Origin of the sequence: Synechococcus sp. CBW1107 (genome assembly GCF_015841355.1) — a bacterium.
Classification (GTDB): Bacteria; Cyanobacteriota; Cyanobacteriia; order PCC-6307; family Cyanobiaceae; genus Regnicoccus_A.
The window spans coordinates 820,492-832,250 of sequence record NZ_CP064908.1 but is presented as its reverse complement, the minus strand read 5'-3'; the positions used below and the strand labels follow the sequence as shown (position 1 = coordinate 832,250).

At 67.0% G+C, this 11,759-nt stretch carries 17 protein-coding genes and 1 pseudogene; 9 read left to right on the top strand and 9 right to left on the bottom strand.

What is annotated here, in order from left to right; genetic code table 11:
- Window positions 1-100: 100 nt before the first annotated feature.
- The 5 genes from I1E95_RS04455 to I1E95_RS04435 form a co-directional block, all read right to left on the bottom strand.
- The gene (locus I1E95_RS04455) at window positions 101-430 is read right to left on the bottom strand and encodes a hypothetical protein (RefSeq protein WP_231594862.1); all 330 of its coding nucleotides are present in this window, start codon (window positions 428-430) and stop codon (window positions 101-103) included.
- A gap of 162 nt (window positions 431-592) precedes the next feature.
- The gene (locus I1E95_RS04450) at window positions 593-928 is read right to left on the bottom strand and encodes a hypothetical protein (RefSeq protein WP_197165817.1); all 336 of its coding nucleotides are present in this window, start codon (window positions 926-928) and stop codon (window positions 593-595) included.
- A gap of 114 nt (window positions 929-1,042) precedes the next feature.
- Window positions 1,043-1,309 carry a hypothetical protein gene (locus tag I1E95_RS04445; RefSeq protein ID WP_197165815.1) on the bottom strand — a complete coding sequence of 89 codons (267 nt, stop codon included), beginning with the start codon at window positions 1,307-1,309 and terminating at the stop codon, window positions 1,043-1,045.
- 54 nt (window positions 1,310-1,363) lie between these two features.
- Window positions 1,364-2,107, bottom strand: a complete 744-nt coding sequence (locus I1E95_RS04440) for a L,D-transpeptidase (protein WP_197165813.1) — start codon at window positions 2,105-2,107, stop codon at window positions 1,364-1,366.
- A 96-nt stretch (window positions 2,108-2,203) separates the two neighbouring features.
- On the bottom strand, window positions 2,204-2,401 hold the full coding sequence (locus I1E95_RS04435; protein WP_197165811.1) for a hypothetical protein: 198 nt from the start codon (window positions 2,399-2,401) through the stop codon (window positions 2,204-2,206).
- A 285-nt stretch (window positions 2,402-2,686) separates the two neighbouring features.
- On the opposite strand from I1E95_RS04435, the gene I1E95_RS04430 reads away from it, so the two are divergent.
- Entirely contained in the window at window positions 2,687-3,850 is a 1,164-nt protein-coding gene (locus tag I1E95_RS04430; protein ID WP_197165809.1) for a Fic family protein, read from the top strand.
- Between the two features lie 121 nt (window positions 3,851-3,971).
- On the opposite strand, the gene I1E95_RS04425 is transcribed toward I1E95_RS04430, so the two are convergent.
- Together I1E95_RS04425 and I1E95_RS04420 are read right to left on the bottom strand one after the other, a co-directional pair.
- A complete protein-coding gene (locus I1E95_RS04425; RefSeq protein ID WP_197165807.1) occupies window positions 3,972-4,328 on the bottom strand; it encodes a DUF5615 family PIN-like protein in 357 nt (118 codons plus the stop codon).
- Window positions 4,325-4,543 (bottom strand): DUF433 domain-containing protein, encoded by a 219-nt coding sequence (locus I1E95_RS04420; protein ID WP_037979383.1) that lies wholly within the window; start codon window positions 4,541-4,543, stop codon window positions 4,325-4,327. Before I1E95_RS04420 ends, I1E95_RS04425 begins: the two co-directional genes overlap by 4 nt.
- Window positions 4,544-4,646: 103 nt before the next feature.
- On the opposite strand from I1E95_RS04420, the gene I1E95_RS04415 reads away from it, so the two are divergent.
- The 7 genes from I1E95_RS04415 (at window position 4,647) to I1E95_RS04385 (ending at window position 9,027) form a co-directional block, all read left to right on the top strand.
- Window positions 4,647-5,555, top strand: coding sequence for a major capsid protein (locus I1E95_RS04415; RefSeq protein WP_370594574.1), 909 nt, complete (start codon window positions 4,647-4,649; stop codon window positions 5,553-5,555).
- Window positions 5,556-5,588: 33 nt separating this feature from the next.
- A complete protein-coding gene (locus I1E95_RS04410) occupies window positions 5,589-6,023 on the top strand; it encodes a hypothetical protein (protein WP_197165797.1) in 435 nt (144 codons plus the stop codon).
- A gap of 10 nt (window positions 6,024-6,033) precedes the next feature.
- Complete coding sequence (locus I1E95_RS04405; RefSeq protein ID WP_197165795.1) at window positions 6,034-6,726, top strand: hypothetical protein; 693 nt, start codon at window positions 6,034-6,036, stop codon at window positions 6,724-6,726.
- Between the two features lie 80 nt (window positions 6,727-6,806).
- Window positions 6,807-7,049 carry a hypothetical protein gene (locus I1E95_RS04400; protein WP_197165794.1) on the top strand — a complete coding sequence of 81 codons (243 nt, stop codon included), beginning with the start codon at window positions 6,807-6,809 and terminating at the stop codon, window positions 7,047-7,049.
- A gap of 40 nt (window positions 7,050-7,089) precedes the next feature.
- Window positions 7,090-7,767, top strand: a complete 678-nt coding sequence (locus tag I1E95_RS04395; protein WP_197165792.1) for a hypothetical protein — start codon at window positions 7,090-7,092, stop codon at window positions 7,765-7,767.
- A gap of 12 nt (window positions 7,768-7,779) precedes the next feature.
- A complete protein-coding gene (locus tag I1E95_RS04390) occupies window positions 7,780-8,829 on the top strand; it encodes a hypothetical protein (protein ID WP_197165790.1) in 1,050 nt (349 codons plus the stop codon).
- A 3-nt stretch (window positions 8,830-8,832) separates the two neighbouring features.
- The gene (locus tag I1E95_RS04385) at window positions 8,833-9,027 is read left to right on the top strand and encodes a hypothetical protein (protein ID WP_197165788.1); all 195 of its coding nucleotides are present in this window, start codon (window positions 8,833-8,835) and stop codon (window positions 9,025-9,027) included.
- 11 nt (window positions 9,028-9,038) lie between these two features.
- Here I1E95_RS04385 and I1E95_RS04380 read toward each other — a convergent pair whose 3' ends face one another.
- Together I1E95_RS04380 and I1E95_RS17190 are read right to left on the bottom strand one after the other, a co-directional pair.
- Window positions 9,039-9,668, bottom strand: coding sequence for a sigma-70 family RNA polymerase sigma factor (locus tag I1E95_RS04380; protein ID WP_197167093.1), 630 nt, complete (start codon window positions 9,666-9,668; stop codon window positions 9,039-9,041).
- 491 nt (window positions 9,669-10,159) lie between these two features.
- Window positions 10,160-10,456, bottom strand: a pseudogene (locus tag I1E95_RS17190) (helicase-related protein); the annotation flags it as partial.
- A gap of 71 nt (window positions 10,457-10,527) precedes the next feature.
- On the opposite strand from I1E95_RS17190, the gene I1E95_RS04370 reads away from it, so the two are divergent.
- Entirely contained in the window at window positions 10,528-11,703 is a 1,176-nt protein-coding gene (locus tag I1E95_RS04370; RefSeq protein WP_197165786.1) for a DUF3293 domain-containing protein, read from the top strand.
- Window positions 11,704-11,759: the final 56 nt, after the last annotated feature.

Below are 11,759 nucleotides of genomic sequence, written 5' to 3'. Positions count from 1 at the left end.
GGTTCTGGTGGCCATGGCCTCGCTGGGCTTACTGCGGCTCTTGCCAGCCCTGCTGCAAAGGCCCGGCCACCAACCGGCAGCCGGGCCTGACCCCCCTGGCTCAGCAGACCGAGACTGTGCAGCCGGGGGTGCCCTGCAGCTTGCGGGCAAAGGCGAACGCCTTCTCAGCAGGGATCAGCCGCATCTTCTTGACGGGCTTGCCGCGGCGGCCCAAGAACTCGACCTCACAGGGGGTGGTGCCGAGCTTCTGGACTCCTGGCTGATAGCGGTGAACCACAAGCAGGCGGACTTCGCAGACGGGGCCTTGGGGAGTGGCCATGGCTGGGGTGGAGCGGAGAACACCGACCAGACGCCCCGCAGGCGCAGTGCTGGCCAGGGGCGAGCCCAGCGAGCCCGCGTCAGCCCTGGCCAGCGCAAGCCGGAGGGGCATGCTGCGGAGGGGTTTTGCTCCGCCCAGCCAGGCACGTCCCACGGGCATGGATGCAACTCCGTGCTGAACGCCCACCGCGCCCGAGCCGTGGAGCTGCTGCGCCAACCCTGGGATCGAGAGACAGGCAAGGGGGCCGCAGCTGCAGCCCCCAATCCATGGCGCTCAGGCCATCTGCAGCTTCTGCACAGACAGTGGCTGGCGCTGCAGCTCGAGCTCACAGCGCTGCAGCAGCTCCTGCTGGGCCAGGAGCCGCTCATCCAGCTCATCCACCCGTGCCAGACACTGCTGGATCGCCGGAATCACCTCCTCCTCCAGCAGGGTGATCTCTTCTTCTCCATAGGGCTGCTCGATCCAGGTGCGGCGCAGCGGCAGCCCACGACGACGCAGCAGGATCTCCTCCACCGAGCGCAGCGTTGATTCGAGCAGCAGGAACGGATCCTCTTCTGGCCTGCAGAACGGGGAGGTGGCAGCGGCACTGCCTGCAGAGAGCGTGGCCATGACGATCGGCGCCCAAACGGCGCAGCGACGGGACCGATCCCAGCGGAGGCGCGGCCGCAGGACGGGCCTCAGACTGGAGAGGCCCGGAGCAAGCCCTCCTCCCGCTCCCAGGCGTTACCGATCCATACGCGTCAGCGCTGCTCCGCCCAGCAGCGCCAGCAGCAGCTTGAGGGTGGAATCAAAGCCGCCCTGCAGCTGCTCCAACGTGCCGGGGCAGATCTGCCCGATCGATCGCCCCTCCAGCGCCCGCTGGCCGCAGACCCCAGCGGCGAGGGAATTGATCAGCAGCTGGGTGCCGATCACCACCGCCAGGATCTTGAAGACGAACCGTTCGCGGTCGAACGGCGGCTTGGGCGGTCGGGCCAGTGGGCCTGAGTCCATTGCTGCTCTTCCCTCGCGATCAGGCCCCAGCCGGTGGAAGCACCAGAGCCGCCGTCACTTTTTTTCCTGGAACACCCCCACATAGACGGTGCCCTGCCGACAGAGGGGCAGCACCTTGTCGCGCAGATCGGCGTTATGGAGCCGGATGCAACCGAGGGTGGGGTGCAGGGGTTGCTGCGGTGCCCAGGCGCCGGGCCAGCCACAGGCCGAGCCGCCGCCGTGGAGCATGATCCCGGCCCGACCATGGGCCACCTCCTGGCCCTCCAGCTCTTCCATGTCGAAGGAATACCAGCCGTAGCCCATGGCGGTGTCGCTGCAGGGCGGGTTGGGGTACTGCTCGTAGTCGGCATACAGCTGCCCCAGTCGGTAGAGCCCAGGCGGGGTGTCGGTGCTGTTCTGGGTCCAGTCGGTGTCGCTCCCCTGGCCGCGGGCCAGGCAGGGGATCTTCCAGAGGAAGGCCCCGGTGTAGTCGTAGGCCTCCATGTCCTCGTCCCGGTCGTTCACCAGCAGATAGGAATCCCCGGGCTGGACGGGTGCTGCCAGCTGCGGGCCGGCCATGCCGGCCTCCTCTGAACCGCGGGGATCCAGACCACCGGCAGGAGCTGCTGGGACCGGGGGCGCAGCGGGTTTTTGGCTGAAGGTGAGCGCCCAGGGGGCCTGCTCATCGAGGACGGCCTCGCTGCCAGGCAGGCCAGCGATCACGGCATGGAGGGTCCAGACGCCGGAAACCTGCTGGGGTTCACCGAGGAACGCTTCAAAGCGGTCCTGGAACCGCTCGGGTGTCATGGGGCTGGCCATGGGCGTGGTGCTGCTGAGCCCTGTTGCCAGTGGTCGCTTCGGAGCGCCGGCTGCGGGCAACAAGAGAGCGCCCCAGCCGCAGCCGGGGCCGCCCCTTCAGAAGGGCAGCTCGCTTTCGGGGAAGGAGCTCACCCGGTGAGGATTGAGGAGCTGGCGATCGAAGAGCAGATCAGCGCAGAGCCGCTCGAGCCGCTCCAGAGGAGCAGGGCGGTGGGCCGAGGCCTCCTCGCACAGGAACTCCAGGGTGCGGGAGCTCAGGAGCTGGAAGGTGCGGATCCGGGATGCGGAAGCCATGGCAGGCGTAGCGAAGACCCCGAAGCAGGCCGGGCGGGGTCAAGGGGCAGCCACCGCTGCAATGCGGAGCGCAGCGCAGCCAACGCACCAGTCCGGCTGACTCGCGCAGCCCTTGAGGCCGCCCGGACCATGAGGAGGGCTGCGCTTAGCCGATCCACTGAGCGCCGGTGGGGAAGAGCCGCAGCCTGCCTGACGATTCGAGCGCATGCCCCAGCCGCGGCGGCGGCCATGAAGCGAATACCTGTCACTAACCGCTTCATCGGATGAAGCGATTAGGCTGCGGTGATGGCTTCATCCTGGATCTGGCAGCAGCCCGACTGGCCCCAGTTCCGCTGGAAGAGCTCCGCTCTGGATCCTCTGCTGGAGCAGGCCCGCTCTGCACGCCAGGAGCTGCTGAGCCGGCTGGAGACGCTGGAGCCCCCGCTCGATCGGGAAGCGATCTCCGCCTTGCTGGGTCGGGAGAGCCTGGGCACGGCCGCCATCGAAGGCGAGCTGCTGGATCCCGGCCAGGTGCGCTCCTCGATCGCGCGCCGGCTGCACCTTCCCCTGGCCGAGGGGCAGCCGGCCGCCAGCGCCCAGGTGGAGGGCCTGCTGGATGTGTTGCTGGAGGCCACCAGCACCCTGGAGGCGCCCCTCACCCTGGCCACGCTGAACCACTGGCACCAGCGCCTGTTCGCCGCTGGCCCCGATGGACTGCGCGCCATTCGGATCGGTGGGCTGCGCGATGAGGCCCCGATGCAGGTGCTCTCCGGCGCCATTGGCCGTGATCGCCTGCACTTTGAGGCGCCGCCCCGAGACCAGCTCGAGGAGCAGCTGGAGGCCTTCCTGGATTGGGTCGCCTCCCCCCCTGCGCAGCTGGACGGGCTGTTGCGCGCCGGCCTGGCCCACCTCTGGTTTCTCACCCTCCACCCCTACCAAGACGGCAACGGCCGCCTCGCCCGTGCCATCACCGATCGGCTGCTGGCCCAGGACTGCAGAGCCCAGAGCCAACAGGCGTTAGCTGCCTGCGCCCTTTGCATCTCCGCCCAGATCCTGCGGGAGCGGGAGGGCTATTACACGGCACTGGAGCGCTGCCAGCGGGGAGATTTGGATGTCACGAGCTGGCTGAGCTGGTTCCTGGAGCAACTCACGGCAGCGGCGGCCACCAATGGCGCCGTGATCGATGCGGTGCGGCGCAAGGCGGCCTTCTGGTGGAGCCACCGGCACAGCGGCTTCAACAGCCGCCAGCAGAAACTGCTCAATCGCTTGCTGGATGCCGAACCGGAGGGGTTCACGGGCGGCATGACACTGCGCAAGGCCATCGGCCTCACCAAGGTGAGCCGCGCCACGGCCTGGCGCGATCTGGCCGAGCTGGTGGAGCAACAAGCAATCGAGCCGATCGGCGAAGGCCGCAGCCGCGCCTATCGCCTCCATTGGCCAGGCGGGCCCTCACCAGGAGATGGCGCGTAAGCCGGGAGCAGCTCCAGGGAGCGCAAGCTCAGCAAAAGGGAGGCGCAGATCAGAGCTGCGGAAACGGACAAGGCGGATCGGGCAGGCAGGACGCGACCACTCCGCCTCGGTGCTGCCGGGATCAGGCCTCTGCGTTGGCCTGCGGCCGGATCTCCACCCAGGGTTCACCGGTGCGCAACAGCTCCAGCGCTGGCAGCAGGGTCGTGCTCAACACCTGCTGCAGTGCGGCATTGCTGCTGTTCCCCAGCCGCAGCCAGATCACCTGGGGAGGAGGGCTCTGCTCATCCAGCAGGCGGATGAAGTCCCGGTCTTTGGTCATCACCACCGCCTCAGCGGCCCGTGCCTGGCGAAAGATCTCCGGATCGCTGGCATCCCGCAACCCGATCTCCCGCACAGGGACGGCATCCACTCCCCATGGCTGCGCACCGATCCAGAGGGCCAGGGCTGGCGGCAGCTGGGCATCCAGCCAGAGCCTCATCCCACCAACACTGGATGGTCGATCTCCCGGGCTGCGTAATCCAGTGCCGCACTGAGATCCTCCGGCTCCAGATCCGGGTAGTCGGCAAGGATCTGCTCGCTGCTCAGCCCAGCGGCATAGAGCTCCAGGACATCCCGCACGCGAATGCGCATGCCGCGGATGCAGGGCTTACCGCCGCACTGCTCCGGGTTGTGGGTGATACGGGATGGCGCCATGGGTTCAGGCTAAGCGGCTTCTTTGGCTGCTGATCACGCCACCAGGGCAACGACCTGGCAACAGCTGCTGTTGTCACTGGGGCGAGGCCCCGGGAGCGTGCCCTTGGGCCTGACCTTGATCGAGGCGCAGAAATACGCCCGCCGCGCCGAACAGCTGGCGGTGCTCAAGACCTTTGCGGAGGGGGAGCTGCTGCGCCGCCTGCCCTTCCGCAACCTCGTCGGTGGCTCCCTGAGCTTCCCGGCGGAAACCAAGTTGCCCCGCGTGGGTTTTCGGGCCGTCAACGAGGGCTACCGCCAGAGCTATGGGGTGATCAACTCCGATTCGGAGTTCGTGCACCTGTTCGGCGGCGACCTGGATGTGGACCGCTCGATCGTGGACCTGCAGGGCCCCGAGGCCCGCGCTGCCCAGACCGAGATGAAGGTGCGCTCCATGCGCCTCACCCTGGAGGCGGCGATCATCAATGGCGACGACACCTTTGACCCGCGGGCCTTCAACGGGCTGAGCAAGCGCCTGGTGCCCGGCGAGGACCAAACGATCGACAACGGCGGCAGCACGCTCAACCTGCTGGCGCTGGAGGCGTTGACCGACAGCGTCATCGGCTACGGCGGCGACAAGGTGCTGATCGGCAGCAAGGCGGCCCGCCGCCAGATCAGCACTGCCTCCCGCCAGGCCGGCGGCGACCTCTACGAGGTGATCGACGGTCGCCACTATTTCGAGGGGATCGAGATCCTGCTGGTGGAGGAGGACGCCGAGGGCAACGCCGTGCTCGGCTACGACGAACCGGGGGACACCACCTCGATCTACTGCTGCGTTCTCGGTGATGCCGCCGTCTGCGGTCTGCAGGGCCCGTTCGAGGGTCGCTACGGCATCTCGGTGCGGGACTTCGGGGAGGTGCACGACGCGCCGGTGTTCCGCACGCGGGTGGATTGGTACGTGGGTTTTGCCGTGTGCAACCGCAAGGCGGCGGCCCGCCTGTTCAACGTCGCCCCCATGCCGCTGGTGCTGCCCTGAACCCTTCATCCCATCCCTTCCGGAGACCCTTCCATGACCTCTCAAGCCACCCGGCTGCTCGATGCCCAGACGGTGCTCGTCGGCTGGATCAACCACTCCGCCACCGACTGCTACGAACACACCCGCAGCAGCGGTGATGTCGTCAACCTCGGCACCGATCTCGATGCCACCAGCTCCTTTGTGCTGGTGGCCTCCCACCCCGGCCACAGCGAGGCCGTGACCGTGACGCTGGAGCTGGCGCCGCTGCTGGCCGATGGCAACGCCGGCAGCTGGATCACCGCCGCGGCCGTCGCCATCCCCGCCGCTGGCGGCAAGGTGGAGGCGATCATCAGCGGCGCCGCCCTGCTGATCAACCCGGCCGACAGCGCGCTGATCACCCCGCCCTGCCTGCGATTGGCGCGGGCGACGGTCTCTCCCGCCACGCCGGTGGGGATGACCGTGGCGCTCACCGCCAACCAGGGGCTGTGAGGTGAGCGCCATGAGCAACCCACTCGACACCCTCAATGTGGCGGCGGAGGCTGAGGCCCTGCCGCTGGAGCTGCTGCAGCCCCTCGACAGCAACAACCCCTCCTCCACGCCTGTTCGCCTCTCGGGCCCGGAGCAGCGGCTCACCGTCACCCCGGATCCGGGTGTGGGCGATGCATCGCTGTTGCCTCCCAGCCAGCTGCTGATCGGCAAGGACGGCGTGACCCGCTCGATCTGGCCGGTGCACCTGGCCGGCTGGCAGGCCCTGGGCTGGCAGTTGCTCAGCCCCGCCAGTGGCGGCGATGAGCCGGGCCCGGTGGATATCGGCGACAACACGCCGGAACCGGAGCTGGTGGACTCGCTCGACCTCGAGCCGGAGCAACCGGCAGCGACGGAGACCGCCCCGGCACCAGATGAGCCCACTTCTGCCGACGACCCGCTGGAGACCACCACCGATGGTGGCGAGGCCCTGCTGGTGAGCGAGCGCACCGACTTCCAGGCGATGACCAAGGCCCAGATCGTGGAGTTCTGCTCCACCGTCTACGGCGTGGAGCTCGATGGCAGCCAGACCAAGGCCGAGCTGGTGGAGCAGGCCATGGCGATGGAAGCCCAGGCCAGTGCATCGGGCACTGCCAGCGGCAGCAACGAGGGCATCAACGATGCCGCCGATCTCGCGGCCCTGGAGCTGGGGAGTGCCCTGCTCTGATCCCAGCAGCCAGCGCTGCCCCGGCCAGCGCATTCCTGGCTGGGGGCTGGCAACAGCTCAGCAGCACTGCCCTGGCGCCGATGGCCACTCCCGATCCGGCTGTGCTGGCCGAGCTGACGGCCCAGTGCCGCAGCAGCAGTCGGCCGCAGGGGGTGATTTTCCTGGGACAGGCCCAGCTGCAGGACGGCGGCACCCCTGAACCGCCGCCCACCGGTGGTATCACGGCACTGCAGGCACTGGCGCCGCTGCTCAGTGCCACTGCTGGCGAGGGAGTGGTGGTGATCGCGCTGGACCTGCGCCTGCTCAATCCCCTGCCGCCTTGATCGTTCCGCTCAACCGCCTTCCCCTTCTGTACTGATCGCCATGGCCACCACCACCGAGAGCCGCACCGCCGGCCGTTCCCTGCCCCAGCCCACCGACCTGCTGCTGATGCAGCGCGGCAGCACGCCCTACCGGGCCACTGCCGAGGAGGTCAAGGCGTTCATGCTCACCCCGGCCACCGCGGCGGCGATCGGTGCGATCAAGCCCGGCACCAACCTCTCGGTGGATGGCGACGGCACCCTCCATGCCGCCATCCCTGGCGCGCTCACCTACAGGGGCGCGATCGACCCCACCACCACCGAGGCCCCGGCTGGGGCTGAGGCGGGGGATGTGTACCTCGCCAGCAGCGGTGGCCCTGCCCTGGCCAGCTGGAGCGGCATCGCCGGCCAGGACATCGCCCAGGGGGATCTGCTGCTGTTTGACGGCAGCAACTGGAGCGCCAACGCCGCCCTGGGGCCCGATGGCGCCGGCGTGATCCGCATCCAGGTGGTCGCACCGCTGGCCGTCGATGAGAGCGATCCCGCCCAGCCGCTGCTGAGCGTTGCCCTGGCCACCTCTGATACTGCCGGCGTTGTGCAGCTGGCCGACCCATTGGCGCTGGCAGACGGCACGCCCGGGCGGGTGGTGGATGCGGCCCAGCTGCAGGCAGCGATGGCCACCGCCCAGCCGGCCGGCGACTACATGCCGCTGGACCTGAGCACCCTGCCGGCCCTGCCCTGATCGCCGCAGCTGATGACCCTCCAACCAGGCGACCTGCTGGCGATCACCCGCCCCGCTGGGCCCCAGGCCGGCACCTACCAGCTGCCGGCAGCGGCGATGGCAGACCTCCTGAGCCCGCCGCCGGTGCTGGGAATCAGCGGCGTGCTCTGGTCGACCGTGCGCTCGCCTGCGGACAACAGCTGGCAGGCGATCTGCTGGTCGCCGGAGCTGGGGCTCTACGCCGGCGTAGCGGGTAGCGGCAGCGGCAACCGGGTAATGACCTCAAGCGATGGCATCCGTTGGAGCACCCAACCGGCTGCCGCCGATCAGAACTGGGTGGCGCTCTGCTGGGCCGCGGAGCTGGGGCTGTTTGTCGCCGTCAGCGACAGCGGCACTGGCCAGCGGGTAATGACCTCACCGGATGGCAGCAGCTGGACCATGCGCCAGACGCCTGCCAACAACACCTGGACTTCGATCTGCTGGGCACCAGAGCTGGGCCTGTTGGTGGCGGTCGCCAGCAGTGGTACGGGCAACCGGGTGATGACCAGCAGCGATGGCCTCACCTGGACAGCCGGCCCGGCTGCCGCCGATCAGGAGTGGCGATCGGTCTGCTGGGCGCCCCAACTGGGGCTGTTTGTAGCGGTGAGCAGCACGGGCGCCGGGCAGCGGGTGATGACCTCCAGCGATGGCCGCAGCTGGAGCCTGCGCAGCACCCCAGCAGACGTGAACTGGATGGCGCTCTGCTGGGCGACGGAGTTGGGCCTGCTGGTGGCGGTGAGCAGCAGTGGCAAGGGGAACCGGGTGATGACCTCCCCGGATGGCATCAGCTGGAGCAGCCGCAGCTCGGCGGCCGACAACGCCTGGACCTCCCTCTGCTCGGCGCCGGAGCGGGAGCTGTTGGTGGCGGTGAGCAGCAGCGGCACCGGCAACCGGATCATGACCAGCGTCGATGGTCTCAACTGGACGGTGCGCAGCTCCCCGGCTGATCTGGGCTGGCGCTCGCTTTGCTGGTCGCCCCAGCACAGGCAGTTTGCGGCGGTGAGCAACAGCGGCTCTGGCAACCGGGTGATGGTGAGTCCTTGACCCATGCCTGACACCACGACACCCCTGCCGGCGATTGGCTCGCGTTGCTGGCGCGACCAGATCAGCTCAGAGACCGGCGCCACTGTGCTCAGCCTTGCAGCCGAGACGCCCGAGGACGATCCGATGGTGGAGCTGGCCTACGACGAGGGCAGCAGCGGTTGGTGGCCGCTCTCCACGTTGGTGTTTGAGCAGGCCTGAGCCGAGCGGCCTCAGCCCGCCCCCACCAGCTGATGGCGCAGGGCGGCGAGGGCCTTCTTCTGGGCCCGCTGCACGGCCATCGGGCTGATCTGAAGCTGCGCCGCAGCGGCTCGCAGGGACAGCCCCTCGAGGACGGTGAGCCGCAGGGCCGTGGCCGGGGCCGCCGGCAGCTGATCGACCAGCTGCTCCAGCGCCAGGCCATTCACGGCCTCGCCCCAGGCCGGCTCGGCATCAGGCGCTGCCAGCTGATCGAGCATGCAGGGCTCGCCATCGGATGTGGCATCGAGGCTGATGTGCCCCAGCGGGCAGGTGCCCTTCTCATGCTCTCGGCGGGAGATGCGCACGAGGCGGACACGATCGCGGAGGTGGTGCTGCAGGGCCCCGGTGATGCAGCGACGCAGATAGGGCCCAGCGGGCTCGCCTGCTCTGCAGCGGGGAGCGGAGCGAACCAGGGCTTCACGGGCCACCTGGATCAGATCCTCCCGCTCCACCAGCGGGAACAGGAGCCTGGCGGCGGCCGAGGCAATGGCATCAGCCAGAGGCAGGTGCTCCAGCACCAGAGCATCGCGGGCCCGCAGGGCAGAACGGCCGAGAGGCTGGGACTGCTGCTGGCGGCGGCGGGGGGAAGCGGAGGAAGCCATCTGGGAGACGGCGGAGAACCCCACCCCCACCGGCCGGCCGCAACGGCGAGACAAGGACGCCCCCCTGGGGGCGCCTGGCCCGATCCTTGACGCGGCGTGAGGACCGGCCGAGGGATGCGGCGGGTGTGCTCTGGCCCGGTGGCAACTCACTCCCCCACGCATGAGCAGCAGCACCATCCGCAGTCTTCCTGGCTCATGGTCAGAAAGTCCTGGGCCTGAATGCTGGAGATCTCCGCTGAGAGAGGGCCCTCCGCCCCCACTATGGCGGCAGCGCCTCCAGCTCAAGATCCAGCGGCGGCTCATTTCGGCCGAGCACCGCACCGACAGCCTCAGCGCCTTCTTCGGTAACTGAGGCGGGAGCTACACCGGTGACCACACGAGCTGCTACCTCGAACTCTGCACCCACCTGGGCGTGATCGCCACCCGCAGCACTGCGGCGTGGCCCACAAGAACGGCGAGATCGAGGGGCGAACCGGCACTGGAAACACCGGCTGGCCGATGAAATCCAACACTGTGAGGCAGCTCTTGCCGGTTTCAGGCGACAACCGCAGGCCCCGGCCCAGCTGCTGCGGGAACACCACCGCGCTCTCGGTGGGACGCAGCAGCAGCACGGTGTCGATCGAGGGGATGTCGAGGCCTTCGTTGAACAGGTCGACGGCGAAGAGGATCTGCAGCTCGCCGGTGTGGAGGCGGCGCAGGGCTTCGCGGCGCTCTTCAGCGGGGGTGGCTGAGTCGAGCTGTTCGGTGACGAGACGAGGCGCCGCGAGGCGTGCGGCCATGAATGATGCGATAAGCGGCTTAGCAATGTGCTGCCATGACAGATAGTCATGGATAACCTCGGTTAAGCGGACGGGGCTTGATGTTCAAGGACTATGCAGGCGTCGAGATCCTCGCAAAAGAAGCCATTCGAGCTGAACATTTCGCCACATCTGACTTGCTATTTGCAAAGCCCGATGACATTGCTGGGGAAGTTCTGGCATGGATGACCGGGAACGACTTTGATATTGTGCCAGTTAGAGGCAATGTCGATCGCGGATTTATACGCAAAGAAGCCCTTCGGGAAATCGACCGGCAATCTCGCATCAGAGATATAATTCAACCACTTGACGAAGCTCTGATCTTCACACCATTGCTTCCCCTCGAGGACGCGCTCTTTCAACTTGCAGAGAACGGGTGGTTCTTCCTCGAAGAGAATGGAACGCTAGTTGGCATTGCCACACGTGAAGACCTTGGTAAGCCAGCCGTTTCCCTGTATCTATTCGCCAAGACGATTGCCTTTGAAACAGGCCTTCGTCGGCTCGCTGGCACGTACGACACGACACCCATCCCCGATTCGCCCCCAGACGAGGATGATGAGACTCCTGGGCCAAGATTTCTTCGAGAAGTGATTCTCAAGGCAAAGCAGAATAAGGCACTCCTAAAAGATCTTGGATATTCAGGAAAGGGCTCAAGTGGCAGATTCGATGAACTGACAAAGTTTATCAATAGACTGCGGAACCATATCGCCCATGGCAGGAGCATCCTTGCGATCAGTGAAAAGTCTGAAAGCTACAGTAGCCGGCTGAAAGAGCTGGATGCTCTACTCGGGACAATGAGAACACTCACAGAGCATTCGACCCAGGCATGGGAGGCCTATGCTTCGACGCAGATCATTCATCGTGTCGTGATCGAAGAGATCTGGGCAGGCGTTGACGCAGGAGATCTCCCCGAGGGTGGACCGTGGATCATTCTTACTGCGTCAAATCCGCATGAAGAAGTGCTCGGCAAAGCTGAGAATCGAGCGCGAAACCATGAGCTTGTGAATCTCATCAAACAGAGGGGCTACGAGTCGATTCCTGTGGAAGGCCGCTCACGTTGTGGCCGCTGGACTGAGGAGAGCGTTGCTATTCATGGAATGCCGAGGGAAGAAGCCGCCGAACTATGTAGGCTGTTCCGACAACGGGGATTCTTTGAGATCACCGACTCGGAACTCGTAGTTTATTCCGCAGATGGCCTAAAAATGCGACAGCGGCGCAGAGTTTTTAAGCCAGAGTGAGTTTGCATGGATACTTTACCGGCAGCCTTCCTGCAGCCTCATGGCAGCAGCTTTCT